The sequence below is a fragment of the Candidatus Paceibacterota bacterium genome (genome assembly GCA_035438625.1).
Taxonomy (GTDB): Bacteria; Patescibacteriota; Minisyncoccia; order Phycocordibacterales; family DAORIS01; genus DAORIS01.
In genome coordinates, this window is sequence record DAORIS010000001.1 from 94288 (window position 1) to 115147 (window position 20860).

At 42.9% G+C, this 20860-nt stretch carries 20 protein-coding genes and 1 tRNA gene; 2 read left to right on the forward strand and 19 right to left on the reverse strand.

The features are described 5' to 3' along the window. Positions 1–257: 257 nt before the first annotated feature. The gene (locus tag PLF31_00520) at positions 258–1466 is read right to left on the reverse strand and encodes a YibE/F family protein (GenBank protein HRH25948.1); all 1209 of its coding nucleotides are present in this window, start codon (positions 1464–1466) and stop codon (positions 258–260) included. Positions 1467–1521: 55 nt separating this feature from the next. Between PLF31_00520 and PLF31_00525 the strand changes: the two genes are divergently transcribed. Next, positions 1522–1593, forward strand: a tRNA-Glu gene (locus PLF31_00525). A 77-nt stretch (positions 1594–1670) separates the two neighbouring features. After that, on the forward strand, positions 1671–2525 hold the full coding sequence (locus PLF31_00530) for a hypothetical protein (GenBank protein ID HRH25949.1): 855 nt from the start codon (positions 1671–1673) through the stop codon (positions 2523–2525). A 492-nt stretch (positions 2526–3017) separates the two neighbouring features. Here PLF31_00530 and murF read toward each other — a convergent pair whose 3' ends face one another. The 18 genes from murF to PLF31_00620 all read right to left on the reverse strand — a co-directional run bounded on the left by murF (position 3018) and on the right by PLF31_00620 (position 20784). Continuing rightward, positions 3018–4349 (reverse strand): UDP-N-acetylmuramoyl-tripeptide--D-alanyl-D-alanine ligase, encoded by a 1332-nt coding sequence (murF, locus tag PLF31_00535; GenBank protein HRH25950.1) that lies wholly within the window; start codon positions 4347–4349, stop codon positions 3018–3020. Positions 4350–4370: 21 nt separating this feature from the next. Then, the gene (locus tag PLF31_00540) at positions 4371–6086 is read right to left on the reverse strand and encodes a penicillin-binding protein 2 (GenBank protein HRH25951.1); all 1716 of its coding nucleotides are present in this window, start codon (positions 6084–6086) and stop codon (positions 4371–4373) included. Between the two features lie 19 nt (positions 6087–6105). Then, entirely contained in the window at positions 6106–6420 is a 315-nt protein-coding gene (locus tag PLF31_00545) for a hypothetical protein (protein ID HRH25952.1), read from the reverse strand. An 18-nt stretch (positions 6421–6438) separates the two neighbouring features. Continuing rightward, the gene (rsmH, locus tag PLF31_00550; protein ID HRH25953.1) at positions 6439–7329 is read right to left on the reverse strand and encodes a 16S rRNA (cytosine(1402)-N(4))-methyltransferase RsmH; all 891 of its coding nucleotides are present in this window, start codon (positions 7327–7329) and stop codon (positions 6439–6441) included. A gap of 18 nt (positions 7330–7347) precedes the next feature. Beyond that, positions 7348–7782, reverse strand: coding sequence for a division/cell wall cluster transcriptional repressor MraZ (mraZ, locus tag PLF31_00555; GenBank protein HRH25954.1), 435 nt, complete (start codon positions 7780–7782; stop codon positions 7348–7350). 805 nt (positions 7783–8587) lie between these two features. Next, positions 8588–10060: a lysine--tRNA ligase gene (locus tag PLF31_00560; GenBank protein ID HRH25955.1), complete on the reverse strand. Its 1473-nt coding sequence runs from the start codon at positions 10058–10060 to the stop codon at positions 8588–8590. Next, a complete protein-coding gene (gene greA, locus PLF31_00565; GenBank protein HRH25956.1) occupies positions 10061–10537 on the reverse strand; it encodes a transcription elongation factor GreA in 477 nt (158 codons plus the stop codon). A gap of 28 nt (positions 10538–10565) precedes the next feature. After that, positions 10566–12224, reverse strand: a complete 1659-nt coding sequence (locus PLF31_00570) for a penicillin-binding transpeptidase domain-containing protein (GenBank protein ID HRH25957.1) — start codon at positions 12222–12224, stop codon at positions 10566–10568. Beyond that, a complete protein-coding gene (locus PLF31_00575; protein ID HRH25958.1) occupies positions 12225–12386 on the reverse strand; it encodes a hypothetical protein in 162 nt (53 codons plus the stop codon). 103 nt (positions 12387–12489) lie between these two features. After that, positions 12490–13398, reverse strand: coding sequence for a hypothetical protein (locus PLF31_00580; protein HRH25959.1), 909 nt, complete (start codon positions 13396–13398; stop codon positions 12490–12492). Continuing rightward, positions 13370–14431 (reverse strand): rod shape-determining protein, encoded by a 1062-nt coding sequence (locus tag PLF31_00585; GenBank protein HRH25960.1) that lies wholly within the window; start codon positions 14429–14431, stop codon positions 13370–13372. Before PLF31_00585 ends, PLF31_00580 begins: the two co-directional genes overlap by 29 nt. 9 nt (positions 14432–14440) lie before the next feature. Continuing rightward, on the reverse strand, positions 14441–15694 hold the full coding sequence (locus tag PLF31_00590; protein ID HRH25961.1) for a His/Gly/Thr/Pro-type tRNA ligase C-terminal domain-containing protein: 1254 nt from the start codon (positions 15692–15694) through the stop codon (positions 14441–14443). After that, on the reverse strand, positions 15691–16809 hold the full coding sequence (locus PLF31_00595; GenBank protein HRH25962.1) for a site-2 protease family protein: 1119 nt from the start codon (positions 16807–16809) through the stop codon (positions 15691–15693). The genes PLF31_00590 and PLF31_00595 overlap by 4 nt, the downstream gene beginning before the upstream one ends. Beyond that, on the reverse strand, positions 16809–17360 hold the full coding sequence (gene frr / locus PLF31_00600; protein ID HRH25963.1) for a ribosome recycling factor: 552 nt from the start codon (positions 17358–17360) through the stop codon (positions 16809–16811). The genes PLF31_00595 and frr overlap by 1 nt, the downstream gene beginning before the upstream one ends. Continuing rightward, a complete protein-coding gene (locus PLF31_00605; GenBank protein HRH25964.1) occupies positions 17353–17994 on the reverse strand; it encodes a hypothetical protein in 642 nt (213 codons plus the stop codon). The genes frr and PLF31_00605 overlap by 8 nt, the downstream gene beginning before the upstream one ends. 855 nt (positions 17995–18849) lie before the next feature. Next, a complete protein-coding gene (locus tag PLF31_00610) occupies positions 18850–19860 on the reverse strand; it encodes a rod shape-determining protein (protein ID HRH25965.1) in 1011 nt (336 codons plus the stop codon). 88 nt (positions 19861–19948) lie between these two features. After that, on the reverse strand, positions 19949–20278 hold the full coding sequence (locus PLF31_00615) for a hypothetical protein (GenBank protein ID HRH25966.1): 330 nt from the start codon (positions 20276–20278) through the stop codon (positions 19949–19951). A gap of 116 nt (positions 20279–20394) precedes the next feature. Continuing rightward, a complete protein-coding gene (locus PLF31_00620; GenBank protein ID HRH25967.1) occupies positions 20395–20784 on the reverse strand; it encodes a hypothetical protein in 390 nt (129 codons plus the stop codon). Positions 20785–20860 lie beyond the last annotated feature (76 nt).

Sequence of the window (20860 nt, forward strand, 5' to 3'; positions counted from 1 at the left end):
GCGCCGGGGAAACAACCCTTGTTTTATTTAGAGATTCGCAGCAATCGTTGGCTGCAGGGTTATCTCTATCCTTCTTTCTTAATATCAGTACGTCCCTGAACCTTCATTATTAATGGAACGCACCTCACTCGAAAAGGTAAAGGAGTGTGCCCAATGACATCTCAGCTTGGTACCGGCCGATACCTTGCCAAAACCGGGATAACCTCTCGAGAAACTTACAAATTTTATTATACTATATCAGTTTTAATTGTCAACTACTAGTGTGCGTGTCCTCCGTGTGCATGCACATGCGAATGTTGTTCAGAAGCAGCTTCAACTGACGCGATTTCTTTCTTTACCGTCTCTGAATTTTTTGGTCCTACTGGCATTTTAATGAGTAGCCACACAGCGATAAGCGTTGTAAGTGGTACAGCAAGCACAAGACCAATACCGCCTAGCATTGTTCGTACTACTTCCGTTGCAAATACTTCCCTGTTAAGTGTAAATCCGAGGGACGACTCTGAAGTTGAGATGAGTAACAATAGCGGAAGCGACGCACCGGCATACGCAATGGCGAGTGTGTTAACGAGCGCACCAATGTGTTCTCGTCCCATACGTATTGCTCGCGCATAAATTACGTTACGTGGAACGTGAGGACCAATTCGATGCAACTCTTCAACAGCAAGAGACTGTCCAATTGCAACATCATAGAGAGCTCCAAGGAGACCAATCAATATTCCACCAAGAAGTAGCCCTTGGAAATCAATAATGCCTCCGGTATTAAAGTTTAGATACACCGCTTCATCAGAATCAAATCCTGAAAGCGAAGTAACATCTACGCTAAACGCAGTGAGAAACCCAACAGCAACGACCGTAAGCACCATTCCTAACACTGCTGATGTTGTCATCTTACTTATCCCATGTGTCACATATGATCCGACGATGATAATAATTGCTGAGACGGCTACACTCACCAACACAGGTGAATATCCAGCAAGTACTCCTGGGAACAACACGTACACAATCAAGAGCAAGCTTCCAGCAAGTGTGATCAGTCCTCGTAACCCTTGCATTCCGCCAAAAAAGAGTACTGCTGCTATAAAGAGAACTGTAAAGAATACAAGCCATGGCAGACGATACGGTTCAGCGATAGACCAGTATTCATTTCCTTCAAACTGACTTATCGTATGTGTGAGATATATTTTCTGTCCAACTTCTACAATTAAGCGATCGTTTTCAAACGTAATTACTTTTCCAACATTCTCTCCATCTAACAACCTCACTTCAATAGTTTGAATTCTTGCAGTTACAGGAGTATCAGCAATGGTTTCAGTTCGTTCTTCAAGAATCCGTACCACTTCCCCTTTACGGTGCTCAAAAGAGTCTTGGACCAGAACAGCATCACCTGCGTTTACGACACCAGAAGTGAGGAAGGGTGCTAATAAAAATATTAGTGAGAATACTGAAATATGAAGAATTTTTCTCATGCGCAAAGTCTAGCATATTGATAAATCGCCGTTTTCGATTAGAATGGCAATGTCCGGCGCTATCGTCTAACGGTTAGGACGAGGGCTTCTCAAGCCCTAAATCGGGGTTCGATTCCCCGTAGCGTCACATATATTGACATTATTAAAGATTAGTGTTATTTTTAAAATGGATCGAAAGCTACATTTTGCACGAAAGGATACATCATGCGGAAAAAGCAAATAGCACCTTTAACATCTACCAGACCAACAATTGAAACGTCATGTCCTGGTATTGGACTAATGCGCTATGCTTACACAGAGGAGAAAGAGCGGAGCGACATCTCCACAATTGAAGAGGCACGAAAAAATGGCAACGTCTGTAAAGATGCACTCCATCTTTACAGCAATCTACAAAGGACAGCCGCACATCTAAAGATCTGCTTCACAGAAGAAGAGGCTCAAGGGATGGAGTTAAAGTTCCATCTTCAAGAGATGTGCAATGCGTCCACAACCCATCACTTGCTCTCTGAGTGTGCTGAAGTATGTCAAGGAGCTATTCCTAACCAACTGAGAGCAGATGAATGGGCACAGTGGCATCCATACCGCAGTAGGACATTTCTGTTACCAGACAAGAAGAAGTTAAGTCTTCTTGGTGAGACTGAATCATCGGTTAGACAAAAATTCCTAGATTGCATCGCAGGGATCTCAGAGGCACTTGTCCGTAAACTACGAAATAATTTCGAAAAGGAGGACTGCACGGACATTCTCACCAGCCTCAAAGAAGCAATCATGATTTCAGGAAAGGGTTGGTCTTCATTTGGTATTACTCCAGCCGAAGCGATAGACCTAACTCAGAAATCAATCATGTTCACGACAAAACGTCTTGTGCAAAATGCATGTGCCAAGAAAAATTTGGCTGATCTTTTAAAAGCCCTAAACCTACGCAAGGAATGGGGGTTCAGCTGGTCAGACATTGGAATCACACCGCAGGAAGCATACCGGGTAATAACTGATATGTATATCCGATCACTTGAAATACCCGAACTAATTGAAGAGCTACAACTTCTTCCCCGGCTGTAAATCCCAATTATGCGACTTAACAACCCCAAACCGAAAGGAATGGGGTTTTGTTTTACTTTAATTCGTAATAAGACATTAAATATAAAATGACTTGGTTCCAATTCCATCCCACTTGGGTCACAACAGAAAGAGTTACCCTAAATACAAAGAAGCCCACAACCTTTCGGTGTGGGCTTCAAATTGAAATGTTCAAAGGTGTCCTTAGAGCAGGACAACGAACGGCCTTCCGTTGACTTTGACCACTGTCGTTCGACATGTGGTACGTGTGGACGGACGAACGTTCAAGCGAAGGTTTCTTCCGCGGGCAAGCTTGTGGCTACCTGCTGAAGCAAAACACCAACGCGATTTGGAACTTGATGAGGACATGGGTCCCTCGTGTAAAAAGAACGATACCGGTAGCGGATAACCAACCCTGGTACACCGTACTCCACCTGTATCTGATATATATTATATAACTTTTTAGACCACTGTCAAGTACCCGAATGTATGGCCTTATTCCTTGCTTTTCCAGACTGAATCTTGCCGCACAAGTAACTCACTCGCCTGTTCTGGTTGATCCATGACTTCTAGGACTGCTCGCTCCATACGCATACTTTGAGAGCCTTTTATGAGTACAACATCACCTGCTTCAATGATAGTTTCTACAAACTTCCCCGCTTTCTTAGAATCTTCATACTGAAAAATGTGTGTCTCTGCCATTCCGTGCTCAAGTGCTCCTCGTGCAATTTCTCGCGCTCTAATTCCAACCGTAACAAGTACATGTGCAGCACGTGCAACTTTTTCACCAACTGCATAGTGAGCTCCGGGCGAGTGCGCACCGAGCTCCATCATGTCACCAAGCACAACAATCTTCTTTCCTTCTGCATGGACTGATTTCAAAGCTTGTAGCGCTTCTTGGACAGCAATCGGTGATGAGTTATATGTGTCATCGATAATTACAGAATCTTTAATGCCATCGATAAGACGCATACGTCCACGACTGGGTGTTGTTGTAGCGAGCGCCTTTATTGCATCAACAAGAGAAATGTCAAATGTCTGCGCGACCGCAATAGCAGCAAGTCCTGAAAATGATCGGTGTGTTCCGATTGTTCCTGGGAGTGTCAGTGTGTACTCGGTTCCCATTCCACCTCCGGCTACAAAGCGCGCCTCTTCACCGATAGGAAACTTTGTTTTTTGCTTTCCACTGCTACTTTCTGCGTACATTGGCTTTGATCCTAGGAGTTGAATATCTGCGCCTGATTTTTTTCCATAGGTAATGAGCTTTTGGTTTTCAGCCATTACATCTTTTGCTGACATTGAAAATATACTGTCCGCGTCAACAATGAGGGTTCCGCCAGATTTAAGTGCTTTTGCAAGTTCAATTTTCTCAGCTGCAAGTGACGCAGCGTCTGGAAAGAATTCAACGTGTACGGGAATTTCAGGAATGTGAGTAATGACAGTCACATCAGGTGTGAGCCATGTACCAATATTTTTAATATCCCCTGGATGATCTGCACCAACCTCAACGACAATGATTTCAGGATATTCATTAGAAAAGAAAGCGATCTTGAAGCCCACGATAATATTCCACAGCCACCCAATAGGATTTGCCCATGCATTTGGAAGTCCCAAAATAGTGAGTGGTACTCCAATTTCTGAGTTGAAACTCTTATCGCTTTTTCGTGCGTGATACTTTGTTGAAATCACCGCATAAATTGCGTCTTTTGCAGATGTCTTTCCAACATTACCGGTTACTGCAATTATCTTAGGCTTCTTTCTCTTAAGAAGAATTGCTGACTCTTTAGATAGTATCTGGGTGACAACGCGCTTAAAGTATTCTTTCATGTGGCTATAATACCAAAGCTATTAGCGATCTGGGGGTATTTCGTAATAATTGATCAAATACTGTGCAATGGTGTGGAATGGGTATGACAGTGTGTGTGAGGCATAGTCTTCTCCTTGAGGCTCAAGGGTATACATGAATACGAGGAATTTAGGGTCATACGCTGGGAAATATCCAAAGAATGAGTGGAGATATCGGTCGTCATAGTATCCTCCTCCTGGCTTGGCAATTTGAGCTGTTCCGGTCTTTGCAGCAATGCTATACCCCGGGATTACCACTTCTCCACCCAACAATGCTTTATCCACCACCGTCGTCAACATAGAAGAGATTTTACGAGACGTTTCAGCAGAAAATACTCGTTGCTTTTCTGTATACGTTGGAGTTTTTGTCGTGCCTGATGTGTATTCAATTCGCTTCACAACATGCGGTGTGATTAGTTCTCCACCATTTCCAAGCGCAGAAAGTGCTCGGACAAGAGAAACTGGTGTAACGGCAATACCTTGTCCGAATGACGCTGTTGCATAGTTAACATCTTCACGAGTTCGAAGGTTCTGTGCCAAGTTTCTTCCTTCGTGTGGAAGATCAATTCCAGAGTAGCTATCAAGCCCAAGCGCAAAGAAATAATCTGCAAAACGCTTGTTGCCGAGTTTTGTTGCGATATACGACACACCAGTGTTGAGAGACTGGTTTAGAACTTCTTGCATTGAAACTTCTCCGCGAGCACGTTTGTCGTAGTTATAAATAGTTCGTCCGTTTAAGGTAAGTGATCCGGCATCAAAATATGTTGAGGTTGGTTCAATGACCCCAGCATCAAGTCCTGCTGCAACAGTAAGTGGCTTAATAATCGATCCCATTTCGTACACATTTTGTACGTTTGGATTGGTAAATACTGCAGCATCATCGACAGTTTGGAATGTGTTTGGATCGAAATTAGGAACGGCTCCCATTGCGTATATTTCCCCGTTTTGTGGATTAATAATGATTCCTCCCGTTAATTTTGCATTATATTTTTCTTGTACTCCTTCAAGTTCTCGTTCAAACAGCAATTGAACGTTTGGTTCGATAGTTGAAACAACATCACCTTCACCACCTGATGAGTATGTGATTTTTTTATTAATATTTGAAAATACTTCTGCAAAGAAGTTTGAGTACACATTCTTTGTGCCGCGCCCGAGTATGTCTTCAAATTGTCGCTCCAAGCCGTATCGTCCACCAAAATCATCCCCGTCGTATCCCAAAAATCCCAAGGCGTGTGATGCAAGGGTGTTTCCTGGGTATGTCCTCCATCGCTCGGTAAACAAGCGAACCCCAGGAAGATTAAGTGCTTCAAGCTCTGCCCCAGCTTCTTTAGTGATTCGTTTACCAATTTCTTCATACGGATCTTCTTTTTTATCCGCCTTCTTCATGAATATCTCTCGATCAAGTGGGTAGATTGCATTTAACTTGTCATACGTTCCCTCTTCATCAGTAATAAGACCTGGGTTAATGGCGAGCGTGTATCCGGTTTGAAGAGCTGCAGCAGAAAATTTTTCACCATCTTTAGTAGTGAAATAAATTGAACCGCGATCGAAAATCTTTTGATCAGGATTTGTGTACTGCCTATCAGCACGCTCTCGAAACGCTTCTGCGTTTACAATTTGTAACGAATACAAACGTGCAATAAGTACACCTGAAAATAAGAGAAAGCCAAAGGCAATTAGCCTTACTCTCCAACGAAATTCATCCTTGCTGCCCTTCATCGTGCGATAAGTATACGACCTACCGGTTGCCTAGCGCTATACCCAATGAGTGAACATCGATAATACTTCTGTTCTCTGAGAGGTCAGAGAGTGTATATGTTGAAGGGTCTTCAATTGAAACACCTGACTTAATAGCAATAAAGTCTTGTTCGAGCATATTAATTTCTGCAGAAACTTCTGCCTGCTTTTCTGAGAAATGCTGCTTGCTTGCAGCTACTTTAACTACTCCCACCACCAGGAAACCGTATGAAATCACTGAAGCTACGAGTACTGAAATTGCAATCTTACATGCAAGTACTGCATACGTTTTCCTGATTTTGCGAGTATAGTTCATTTATTTTAAAAGTTACTGCTAATGTGTTTTTTCTACGATGCGAAGTTTGGCACTTCGAGATCGTGGGTTTTCCTGTACCTCTTTCTCTCCTCCTTCAATCGGACGCTTTGTAAGCAGCTTTCCTGATTGTGCGTCCGAAAGCTCTCTAAAATATCTCTTTACAATTCTGTCTTCTAAACTATGAAACGAGATTGCAGCGATTCTCCCTTCAGAACTGAGTACGTCCCACGCCACGTGTAGCCCCTTCGCAACTGCATCAAGTTCCCTATTAACTGCAATGCGTAGCGCTTGAAACGTTCGTGTAGCAGGGTGAATGCGACCATGTCGATATATTGCTGGAACTACTCCTTTGATGATGTCTACAAGCGTTGCAGTGCTATTGATTCGCCCTTCTTCCCGTGCCGATACAATTGCTCGAGCAATTCGCTTTGCATACTTCTCTTCTCCAAAGCCTGTGAGGATCGCAACAAGTGTATCTTCTCCCCATTCGTTAACGACATCAGCTGCAGTTACTGGATAGTTTCCACTGGTTGTGTCAAAACGCATGTCGAGTGGTTCGTCTTCGGCGAATGTAAACCCTCGCTCTGAACCTTGTAACTGGTCTGAGCTTAGTCCGAAATCGAAGAGTACACCGACCACAGTTGATCCAGGTGTAACAAACTCTTTCATTCGCTCATATGACGCGTGATACACCTTCGCTCGATCCTTGAAGCGTTCTAGTGCATGTGTTGCCCTCTCCATCGCTCCACGATCAAGATCAAATCCGATGAGATGTAATTTTGGATACCGCTCAAGGATTTCGATTGCATGTCCTGCGTTATTTACCGTTCCGTCAATGACAACACCCTTTGCAAAGCGTTCAAGTCCTAGACTTTGGATTGTTTCTTCTAAAAGAACTGGTATGTGCATAGATATTTGCTTTGTGCGTTATATTGCTCCGACTTCACCTAGCTTTTCAGCCAAGGCATCAGCCTTTGAAATGACAGCACTCTTATATTCCATCCATCGTTCAGGATTCCAGATCTCAACTCGATTATGAACTCCGGCAAACACCATCTTTCCAGATAATCCTGCGAACTGTCGCAAGAATTCTGGAATGAGGATTCGACCAAGGGCGTCCACATCGACTTCTGCTGCACCGGCGAGCATGAATCGGTTAAAACTTCGCATATCTGACTGACCGATTCCCATTCCTCCGAGTTTTTCAGCGATCTTCTTCCATTCCTTAACGGAATATAAGAACAAGCAGTTATCAAGCCCGTGAGAAATAACAACCTTCTTCCCTACTTCTGAGCGAAATTTCATAGGCAACGATACCCGGTTTTTTTCGTCTGCAGAATGAGTATATTCGCCTATGAGCATGTTTTGTTGTTTCCCACGTTATACCACTTCTTACCATTATAGTGCAACGTATTACATTCGCATTCCACTTATCCCCAAAAAACCCATATAGGACACGGATTTTTACAAAAGAAAAGCCGCCACGGAAAGTGGCGGCCATACGAATGAAGTTTGCTATGAGAGCGGTGGCCTGGCGTAGATTTTTGTGTATCCACAACCAGGATGTACACAACGCTTCATTTCTTCAGATTGATCACTGTCCAAGAGTATCAAACTTTGAGTGACAAGGGAGTTGTGTCTGCATTGAGGACATCGTCGCCGAAACACAAACAAAAACAGTGTTGCGCACATAAGCATAACGAATATCACAACCGAAAAAGAAGCAATGATTGCCGTGTCGGAATTTGCTGCAGCAAGCATGGAACCCTCCACGTAAAACAATAAGAACAATAGTGAACGCCGAATAACACAATGCCATATACCGCTTTTTTTGTCAAAAAAATAGCGCCCACGTTTGAGCGCCATAAAGAAATAAAATGAGTCACTAGTATTTTCTCCACTTAAATGAACAATTCCGACACGTGTGCACCCACTCAAAGTCTACGCGGTTATCTGCCAACTCCTGAGTTCGCACAACCGAATATTTCTTGCATTGAGGACACAGTCCGAACTTATCTTGAATAACGTAACAAACAGCACCCACCACAATGAAAATCACATCACGGATCCCGAAAGTGCCAGGCACAGCTAACATAATCAACACTAGATACTCCCTTCGAAAGAAGAACTGGGCTAAGGGTATACCATAAAACAAATAGGTCAAGTGTTATTTCTCTTCTTGCTTTGGCTTCACCAATGGGAACGTCTGGAGTTCACGAAGTGTAATACCTAAAAGGAGCGCAATGAGTCTCTCACCAAAGCCCATTCCAAAGGCTGGTGGCATTCCATGCTCGAGCATTTCAACAAATTCCCAGTCAGGCATCATCGCTTCAGTATCACCCGCTTCAAGGAGTGCACGTTGTGCTTCAAATCGTTCTCGCTGATCAATTGGATCATTTAATTCTGAAAATCCATTGTTTGCTTCAGATCCCGCGAGGATAAGTTGTGCGCGTTGCACTTTACGTGGGTCAGACGGCAATTCTTTTGCAAGTGGTGAGACAAGCTTTGGATGATTAATGAGCCACACTGGACCTGCAATTTGCTTACGACAATATTTCCATAATGTATCAGTGAGTCGTTCGCGGTTTTTTCCTTCATACTCCACTCCGAGCTCATCTAATCGCTTCTGCATTTCTTCTTCAGTTGCCTCTAGAACATCAACACCAGTCATGTCTTTAACTGTATCTGTGTAATCAATTTTCTTCCACTCTCCTGCGATTTCGATTCCCTGAAATCCTTTGATATCAAATGTATCTTTTCCAAACGCAGTCTTGATAGCGTGTTTTAAAAGTTCTTCTGTAAACTTCATTCCCTCTTCGTATTCCATGTATGAGGAATAAAATTCAAGGTTGGTGAACTCTTGTGCGTGCTCTGGGCTAGTTCCTTCATTTCTGTACGCCCGTCCAATTTCAAAGGTACGTGGAATACCACCCGCAAGAAGTCTCTTCTGCCATAGTTCTCCTACAGAGATACGTAGAAACATATCCATATCAAAATCATCGTGGTGTGTTCGGAATGGGTTGGCTTCTGCCCCTCCCGTTGTCACTTCAAGTGTTGGCGTATCAACTTCAATAAAACCTCGCTCTAGGAGAAAGTTTCGGGCAGCGTTCCAGAAGCGAGACTTTGTTCTAATTATTTCTTGTGCGTTTGGGTCAAATAAAATATCGAGGTATCGCTTTCGAAGCTTCTCTTCAGGATCCTGTAGTCCGTGCCATTTATCAGGAAGTGGAAGAAGTGATTTGGTGAGCATGTTCCAGCTTTCGACAAGAACAGTTTTCTCACCTCGGTTTGTTGTAAACACGGTTCCTGTGCACTCAATAAAATCACCAACATCAACAGTCTCTACAAAAAGCGCAAATAGTTTCTCATCGAGGGGTTCGTTCTTCTTTAGAAGTACTTGAAACTTTCCTGTGCCGTCAAATAAGTTACCAAACGCAAGTGCGCCTTGTGGCCGAAGTGACATCAAGCGTCCCGAAATAGTTACTTGTGTCTTTGCTTCCTCAATAGCTACCGCTGTTTCAATAAGTGAGCTAATTGTATGTGTACGACTTGAGCGTGCTGGGTACGCCAAACGACCAGCTTCTTTTAAAAGCTGTATCTTTTGGATGCGTACATCCTTGATCTCTTCGGCTGATGCCATTTAATCTATTCGAGTAATCTTATAAACCATTTCGCCTTTAGGCATTCGTACAGAAAAGGTTTCACCTTTCTTCTTCCCAATCATAGCAGCTGCAAGCGGAGAATCGATAGATAGTTTGTTTTGTGAGATGTCCGCCTCTTCAGACCCAACAATTATGTACGCCTGTTGTGTTCCATCACCTTCTTTTGTAACTGTCACCTTGTTTCCAATAGAAACAATATCCGTAGTTGGCTTATGTCCCTCAGCGATAATTGTTGCATGCTTAAGAAGTATCTCAAGTTTGCTGATTCTCTCTTCGAGATTCATCTGTGACTCACGTGCCTGGTGGTATTCAGCGTTTTCAGAGAGGTCACCAAGTGACTTTGAATATTCAAGTTCTTCGGCAACTTCCTTACGCCTAACCGTGCGTAATTCTTCGAGTTCGCGGGTCAACTCGTCGAATTTCTCTGAGGTTAAATAGTGAGTGTCAGTGTTCATGAGCGTTAACTATATATAAGAATTAAAGTTAGTCAAACTGGAAATACTCAGGCGCCTGAATCATAGCAGCATCAATGAATTGCCTAACTAGCCACGGCGCTCCAAGTGTGTTTTCACGTGGCCCTTTTTCCATAAGCAAAACAAAAGCATATTTTGGTTTTTCGTAAGGATAGTACCCAATTGCCCAAGAATTCACATATTCTTTATTAGCACCCACTTCAGCTGTCCCTGATTTTCCTGCGGCTTCAAACGGAAGACCGTTTAGAGCGATCATTGTTCCCTCTTCAACTGCTAAATGCATCCCTTCACGAACAACATTTAAGTCTTCTGGGGAAAACGTGATCATCATAGATTTTGCATATGTGTCTATATCTCCTTTTATAATGGTTGGCTCAACAAGACGGTCACCGGTTGCAATACCTGAAATCGCCCGTACCGCTTGAGCTGGTGTTATGAGTGTGCCGAACTGACCAATTGCCGTGTGATACGTATCTCCGAGTCTCCACGGGTCACCGTCAAATGTCTTCAGTTTCCACTCAGGAGTTGGAATGACACCACTTTGGGAACTGAAAAATGGTGAAACAAGCGGCTTTCCAAATCCAAATTGCTGCATGTACTCATCAATCCGAACAATACCTAATCCCTTCTGGTCTTCATATCCCCCGCCAATGGCGTAAAAATACACGTCAGAGGAGACTGCGATCGCTCGACGCATGTCTACATACCCGTGGGCTTTCCAGTCTCTAAAAACTGATGGTTTATCAGGAAAGTATGGATTGGGAATACTAATAGCTCCTGTTGAAAGGATACTTTTCTCTGGTGAGATTAAATTTTCGTTTAACGCACCGAGTGCAATAAATGGTTTGATAATAGATCCAGGAGCAAAAAGGCCAACCGATGCTCGATCAAGGAATACATTTCGAGGATCAGATAGTTGTGCAGCGATTGAAGCGGAAGTTCCATTTGTCATCACATCTGAAGAAAATTCAGGATACGACACATGTGTGATCACTTCTCCTGTTTCGATGTCCATAAGCATTCCTGCTCCACCATGGAAATCTCTTTCTTCGACCGCTTTTTGTAATGTATCGGTAAGTATTTTTTGCAAACGCGAGTCGACTGATAAATAAACTGAATCACCATGGTCGGGCTCATCAACCGTACTTTCTCCCAGAAGTCCACCTGAAACATCTGTCTCACGCAACTTCACTCCATTTTCACCTTTTAATTCTTCATCAAACAACAATTCAGCACCTTCACGTGCATCAAAATCATGTGAGTAATAGTTACCGCTCGAATCTTTTCCAGGATATTTAACGTACCCTGTTAAATGTGAAATACCTGGAACAGTTGAGTACATTCGGCGTGAAAAATCTCCATCCACTCGTTCATTCCACGCAAGCGGCACACCATTCCTATCAAAAATCACACCTCGCTCGGCAAATACAATTGAACGCTCAAGTCGGTTCTTTTCACTTCGTTCAAATAAATCACTGCCTTGAACGATTTGTAGCGATGCAGACCGATACAAAAACGCTCCAATCATCAAAAACAAGATTGTAGCGACTCCAATAATCGTTGGGCGCGAGAGTGATCGTTCCATCCGTCCTTCAAATTGGTGTGTATCTAGGCCGGCCAGATTATGCGCATCAAGAAATATTGCATCTGGATCGAGGTGTTGATTCATTTAACTGTATACTATCAATTTCTGCTTAATCCGTTCAATAACGAGGAGAAGAATGAAACCTACGACAGCAATTTGAATCTGCGTAAACACTGGCGCTCCGTATATGAGCGCAGCAAGAGTAAGTGCTGCAACCGCCTCAGCGTATGCGGTAAATATAAACATATAAATAAGCGCTACTAGCCCAGCCAATAAGTAGTGTATTGGAGCAAGAATAAGAATCAGGACCAATCCAAGTGCCCTGTATATCCAAGAACTATTTCGTTCATCACTCGGCAACATATATATCCTTCAATTCAAATAATGAAACAGGAAGCATAAATGTAACTGTGACCAATGGATCAACATCCGAACCATCAATATGATTTATGTGTGAAAAAACTTCTGTCGGATGTGTTGCAGCGAACACTTCAAGTCCTTCAGTTACAAGTAACCCCTTAGGGATTTCAGTTTGAAACATACCCCCACCTTTTCCAAACGCAACATGTGAAACCGTACTTGTTCCAAATGTTACCGGAAACGTCGTGTTTGGTTTTGAAAATAAATCTACTGTTACCGTCTTTCCAGAAAGAGATGTAATTGTACCGATTGAAACTGGTGCACCTCCCGCTGTCACCACATATATTTCTTTTCCTTGAGAAAGCACAGAGTTTTCTATACCAGAATCAATAAGTGCAACGATAGTATCAAATGGAGAAAATGGTGGTTTTGAAAGTACACGACCAATCTTTTTCATGGGGGCGTATTGTTTTCTTGACACTTCAAACGTTGGAGCTTCATATGTCGGAACAGATGATGAGGCGACGGTTGGCGGAGCATCAAATAACGTACTCGATGCGGTTATTTGTACCTCCTCTGGCTCCTGTAAGCCTCTAATTTGCTCCTGCATCGACAATCGAAACGTTTCCGTACTTGATGCGAGCGCAGCATATTCGGCCCGTAGGCGGGCATTTTCATCCTGTACAGCCCTATTCCCTATCCATTCTGATACAAACGGATTTACCGTTCGAAAAACATAGTCTCTACTTACAACTATTGGATACGTTGCGTACGCAAGAAGTGTATGTGCAAGACCTTGAAATACGATAAGTGCCAAACAAAATGCAGCAAGCACACCAAGTGCAGCCATTTGCATTGACCGGAGTCGCCTATCTTGTCGGCGGAAGCTCGTTTGCATCCTGTATGAGTACTTCACGATATATATCTATGTTTTCTAGAATTATACCTGTTCCACGCGCAACTGCAGTAAGAGGCTCGTCTGCAATGTGTACAGGAATTTTTAGATATTCAGAAAGCAACATGTCGAGACCTCTAATGAGTGCTCCACCGCCAGTTAAAAATACACCGTCTCTCATTACATCAGCCAACACTTCTGGAGGAGTTGTTTCAAGAATTTCTTTGATTGATTCAATTAAGGCGTCGATCGACTGACCAATTGCCTCACGAATATCTGCGTCAGAGACTGTCACTTCACGAGGTAGTCCTGTAATGAGGTCACGTCCTTTGATTTTAGTTTCCCGAGGTTCTGCTCCAGGAATGACTGAACCAATTAAAATCTTTGCTTCTTCCGCAGTCTTTTCTCCGATTAAAATCTTAAACTCGTTTCTTACATACGCAATAATGTCTGAATTGAATCGATCTCCTGCGATTCGCGCGTTCCGAGACTTCACAATTCCACCAAGTGAGATGACGGCAATGTCGGTTGTTCCACCTCCGATGTCAATAATCATGCTACCAACTGGCTCATGGACTGGAAGCCTGATTCCAATTGCTGCTGCCATTGGTTCTTCAACAATAAATACTTCGCGCGCTCCTGCATTCATTGCAGCATCACGTACGGCACGAGTTTCAACGTTTGTTATTCCCGATGGAACTCCAACCACAATACGAGGACCGAGTAACTTCTTATGTTCAGCTTGGGCACGTCTAATTAAATACCGAAGCATTTCTTCGGTAACTTCAAAGTCTGAGATAACACCATCAACAATAGGACGCACTGCGACAATGTGTTGCGGTGTCCTTCCGAGCATGTTTTTTGCTGCCTGACCAACAGCCACGACCGTGTTAGTTCGTTGGTTTAAAGCAACAACTGAAGGCTCATTTACCACAATTCCATGGCCACGAAGATATACCAGCGTATTTGCCGTTCCCAAGTCTATTCCTACATCGTTAGAGAGAAATTCGCGTATTTTCCGGAATAATTTCTGCATGACAACGCATTATACACAAATATCCGAGATTGCCGAGATGTCAGTTCCTATGATTTGTGTTTCACCAGTTTTTCGATTTCTGTACTCAATACCACCTGCTTTAAGGGACTTTTCAGAAATGATAAGAATGTGTGGCATACCCATAAGTTCTGCGTCAGATAATTTCTCTCCAGGACGCAAATCTCGATCATCGAGGATAGCAGTAACACCAGAAGATTGTAGCTCTGTATATGTTTTTAATGCAGTTGCTTGTACCTCTTCGCTATTTCCAAGTTGTGCTATGTGCACACGAGCTGGTGCAACGGCTGATGGCCAGACAATTCCTTTATCATCCGAAAATACTTCTACAATCGTGCCCATGAGCCTTCCAGGACCAATTCCATAACTTCCCATGACTACTGATTTTCGCTCTCCTGTCTCGTCTGTGTATGTAAGCTCAAGTGGATCTGAAAACTTTGTACCAAGATTGAAAATATTTCCAACTTCTACTGCCTTAATTTCCTTTAAGGTGTCTTTTGATAATCCGAGCTCAGACAAGACTTCATCTGTATACACTTCTTTGTTAACGGCAACTTTTTTCTTTGTATCAATATAAATAGTATCTTCACCAGCTTCTGTTATTGTCTGGAACTCTTCTGAAAACTTACTGAAAATTCCTCCTGACGCGAATGTTGGGTATGTAACGTCTCCTAAACCAACCGCATCAAAGATTCTGATGTATGCAGCCCTCACTTGTGCATAAAAAGCATCGTGCTCTTCAACTGTTTTTGAGAACGAGTAGAGGTCTTTCATTAAAAATTCCTTTCCACGCATGATGCCGCTTTTTGCGCGCGCTTCATTTCTAAATTTAATCTGGAACTGAAATACATATCGAGGCAAGTCACGGTATGACGAGATGTGATCTCTCATGAGGTTTGTGAGTGGCTCTTCGTGAGTAATACCAAGACCGGTTTCACCGCCTGACTTGAATGTAGTCTTAAACCAGTTATCAACTTTTGCATCGTCCCAACGGTCGGTCTTTTTCCAAACCTCTTTGTCTTGAAGTGCTGAGAGTGACACTTCTTGTGCGCCAAGTCCAACCATTTCCTTGCGGATAATTGAGACAATATTTTGAAGGACAATATTTCCTAGCGGTAAAAACGAGTAGACTCCTGCAAGGTTTTTATGAACGTAGCCTGCACGCTCTAGAAGAATTGCATTCTTTGACTGCTCATCAGCAGGATTCTCTCTTCGAGTCTTCGTAAATAGTGTCTGTAACCTCATAGTAATTTAATAACGTCATTAACGGTTATAAACAACATCAAACCAAGGAGAATTACAAAGCCACCGATGTTTACCGCATTTGCAAATGTTGGTGAAATCCGACGTCGTGTAATTGATTCAATTATTACAAATAACAATCGTCCTCCATCAAGCGCTGGGAACGGCAAGATGTTAATAACAGCCAGGTTAATTGAAATAAGTGCAGTGAATGACACAAGGTATGCAAATCCCATTTGTCCTGCAGTTGAAACAAGCTTTGCGATTCCAACTGGACCTGACACCTGAGACATGATGTCATCTTCAGTAAAGATTCCTGTAAAGAAATGGTACAGACCGCCAGTAATTGCTACGGTCATATTTGCCGTAAGGTTTGCTCCTTCGATAAACGCCTTATATATTGGAAGTTTGAGTAGTCCAACGGTGCCTAGTCCAATTCCAATCATCGGAGTTGTGGTTGCACTTGATACCACTGGAATAACCGTAGTAGTTGTAGCAGTAGAGCCTCGCATCACTCTCATAGTCAGACCGTCAGATGACGAATCCTTAATGAAGTTTTGTACTGTTTGAACATCACTCGGTGCAACTACCTCAAGACCTCCAACATCTCCTGAGACAGAGCGTTTTGATAGTTCAACAATCTCGTCCCCTGGTAATAGTCCTGCTCGTGAAGCTGGAGAGTCTGGGTCAACAATACTGATAACAACTTTTACATCATCGTATCGTGCACCTTCTATATAGTCTGTTGAAACTGGAAAACCAACCATAAACCCAAGGGATATTGATATCCAGGCAAATAAGATATTAAAGGTTACCCCCGCGAGAAGCACAATTGCCTGCATCCATCGTGGCTTTGACGTGAAACTGCGATTTGAATCAGATCCAGTGAGAGATTCTTCACTTGGATTTTCACCGTGAATTCGAACATACCCTCCAATTGGAAGTGCGTTAAGTGCATATTCAGTCTCTCCTTTTTTCCATGCAAAGATTCGTGGAGGAAAACCAAGTGCAAACTCATCCACTCGCATACCAAACAGTTTTGCGGTAACAAAGTGACCTAGTTCATGTACAAAAATCAGTACAGAGAGGACAATGAGAAAAAGTATTACGGTAAACATTATTGTTCGAGAATTTCCTTCTCTTTTTTAACCATCATTTCTTCAAGCTTCTTCTGGGTCTCTTGAATAATCTTTTCCATCTCGGTCTTGAAACGGAATTTGTCATCTTCGCTCATTCCACCTTCCTTTTCCTTGTTCTGAATTTCTTGCCACGTGTCATCACGAAGACCACGGAGAGAAATCTTCGCTTGTTCAAGTTTATCTTTTGCAATCTTCACAAATTGTGTTCGGCGTTCTGTTGTTAACTGAGGAAACGTAAGTCGAAGTCCTTTTCCATCGTTTGCAATTCCAAGACCCAAATCAGCTGCCTGGATTCCCTTTTCAAGGTCCTTCACAACACTTGCGTCATATGGAGTCACTCGGAGTGTTCGTGCGTCTTCGCCGGTTACTGATGCCAACTGAGAAATTGGCATTTGGCTGCCATAGGCTTCTATTTTTACACCATCCAAAATAGCTGGAGTTGCTCGTCCAGTTCTAATTTGTGTGTTTTCGTTGAGTAACCAAGACTCAACATCTTGGGCTTTTTTCTTCAGTAATGAAAAGTTATACATATTTAGGAAGTATAAGGGATAGGTATTCCAATAGCAATTTAAGCGAGATACCATTTCTATCGAGTGCTGAGCGTGTTTCGTGGATAACTGAGAGTGCGCGTGCAGTCTCTTGTGGTGTCATTGATGTGTCTTCTGACCGAATAACTACTGCTAGTCGCTCAATAAATAGTCCCGCCTCAGCATGGTCTTTACCTTTGATGTATTTCTGGACCAATTTGATTCGTCCTGCTGGACCACTCGCTAAAAATTCTGCTGTTGTGTCTTTCTTTTTTGATGGTCGCTTTGTTTCCTCTTGTTTTTGACCTAATGTATTTACAATATGCGCTCGCGAACGGAGCGTGGGAATAATTGTATGTGGTGACATATGAAGAAATAATCTATTTCCTCCTGACATTTCTTCAGTTAACTTTAAAAGAGCATTTTGTGCTTCTAATGTTACTGTACGGACTCGGATGTGACCTACTTTCCCGTTTCCACCAAATGCATTGGTTGAAAAAAACGTATATACATGTCTAACAACATCAATAGTGAGCGTATCGTCCTCGTATATATATGTATCCAATGGATTCTCCAGGGTTAGTGACTCTTCCGACGGGTGGAGGATTACAAAATGATGTGTGGATACTTCTTCCATAGTGGATATTTTACAGCCTTATTGAAGAATATTTTACCAGGCATATAATTTATTGACGTAATAACTATTATATGATCTAATATATAAGTAAGGATCTTGTATCCTATGTTCATTTACAGGGAGTAGTAATGGTAATGCGTATCAACGCTCTGCTGTCTCTTCTACTTACGATCTCTGTTCTGCTTAACGTCAGCCTCTTACGTTCAGAGGTAGACGCGAAGAAAGAGATCACTCGACTCGACTCCCGCTACGACGACACGTTTAGCATTATTGCTAGACAAGACACTCGCATCAACCAACTGATCAACGAACACCCGACAACGCGTCCTTTGAGTAGCACATACCAAGGCGAAGGGAAATTACGCGCGCTTCAATTTCCGCCGATTCTACACACCGCTCGCGCACGCGCGACACCAAGTACCCGTCCAACCACCGTGCCAACTACCAAGTAGGCACATGTGAACTTTAAATCGCACTTGTTTGTAAGCAAACTTGTGCGATTTTTCTTTACCTTGATTTACTAATATAAAAAACAGTGTTATAGAAAGTCCTGTTCCACCACCACCCCACAAAGAGGTTTGTATGCCAAGGGGTAATACTTCACAGCCACCCGCGAATCTCACCAAAGAGGAATTACTTGCGGAGTACGTCGATCTCGCAGTAAAAACAGTTGCGGAGCTTAGAAACACACCTACCCGAGTACCGGGGTTTGAAATCAAGATTGGCTCATCGGACAGACAACACAGCGATCAATGCCATCCAATTCAGAATGAACTCACTCAAAGAAGAAATGATGCGCCGAATGAGGCGTTAACATTATTCCGTACTAGCCGCCATGATTCATGGCGGCTTTTCTTATCGCTTCGCTACAATTGCACGCTTATATACATCCAAATGTTCAAGTGCAATACCGGTTCCCTTTGCTACACAAAAATATGCTTCATCAGCAAGTAGTGCTTTAACACCTGTCCTTCGAAAAACCAGTTCGGGAAGATTTCTAAGTTGTGATGTACCACCAGTCATAATAATTCCCTGGTCAATAATGTCTGAGGCAAGTTCAGGAGGAGTCTCTTGAAGTACTGACTTAATCGCATTGATCATTTCTCGAAGTTCTCGGGAAATTGCTTTCACTACTTCGTTTGTTCGCATTTCAATAGAACGCGGAAGACCTGAGACAAAATCTCTTCCCTTTACAATCATTGTCAATTCTTCTTCAACAGGAACGGCTGATCCAACTTGAATTTTGATATCCTCTGCCGTCTTTTCCCCAATCGAAAGGTTAAACGTCTTTTTTACATAATCAATTATTGCCGCATCAATTTTGTTTCCAGCAACTTTCACAGAAGTGGATGCCACAATTCCTCCAAGTGAAATCACCGCCACATCAGTTGTTCCACCTCCAGCGTCAACAACCATTCGTCCCATTGGTTCGTGAATTGGAATACCAGCACCAATTGCCGCAAGAATAGGTTCTTTAACAACATACGCATTCTTTGCACCAGCTTTAACCGCAGCTTCGATAACCGCACGTCGCTCGGTTGATGTCACTCCAGCAGGAACTGAGATGAGTACGTCAGGGCGAATAATATTAAAACGGCCGAGTGCCTTATGAATGTAATATCGAAGCATCGCTTCGGTTACACGATAGTCCGCAATCACCCCATCTTTCATTGGACGATACGCAATGATTTCATCCGGTGTTCGTCCGATCATAAACTTGGCTTCAGATCCTACCGCGAGGATTCTATTGTTAGACGAGACCGCAACAACTGAAGGCTCATTTAGTACCACTCCCTTTCCGGGCACAAACACCAGCGTGTTTGCTGTACCTAGGTCAATTCCAAGCTTTTTAGTAAAAAATCCCATGTGGGGTCATACTACGTCGTTTCCTTGTTTTTTTCAATAAAAGAAAAGCCGCCACAGTCTGTGGCGGCAAATAAATTCTGTACTCCCTTTAAACCGCAAGGTGAGCGTCACTCTCAAGGAGTTTGCTATGAACCCGGTCAATGATCATGCCGACCGTGAATGAATCGCGAAAACTCCAATCATGAGCACGTCTCAGTTCTTCATCTGAAAGGAGTTGAAAATGAAATGTTCTTTCAACCAAATACCGAAGTTGGAGAAACCACACCCCGTCATCATAAGAAAGGGGTGGGTCTTTCAACTTGAGCTCAGAGCGCAGTGTAAGTGGATCCCCATCGTAATACACCGCTTGAGCAATGAGGCTTTTTACCAGAGCAGTGGTCGCTTCGACACTAATAGATTTTGCCGATGTGCCAGACACAGCAGACCTCCTTGGTTATGTGGACTAGGAACAATTATTCACATTAAATCACATACAGAAACACTAGACATCCTAAACAAAACTGCCACGGTGTGTGGCAGTGGAGTTGGACTATACTACTTCAACATCTGAGTGATGCCGTGAAGTTCTTTATCAATTCGATTGACAATCTCCTCAACAGTGATCACTGAGCGAGCGTGCCCACTCTGATCGAGGTTGTTAAGTTCGGTGTCATCAAAAATCGTGACATGAAACTCATTTTCAACCCTTTGGTTGAGCAGCCTGTAAAAGAACCGGTCGACGATGCCAATTGGATCGTCTTGCAAAGCCGTTTCAGTGGGCACCTGTTCTGGTCGACCTTCAAATAAGGTCGATTCAGCAACAATCACCTTCACCGATCTTCGAATTGCTTCTTTCGTATGCCATGGTTTCAGCATGATTCCTCCATGTGGTTTGAAATTACTAAAATGTACTGTGCTACAGAGTAACACTGATTCAAGGAACATTATACCATAATTTATTGCAGAAATCAACGATTTTATATTTTTCCACACCACGAACCACTCTCAAGGTGACAAGTTA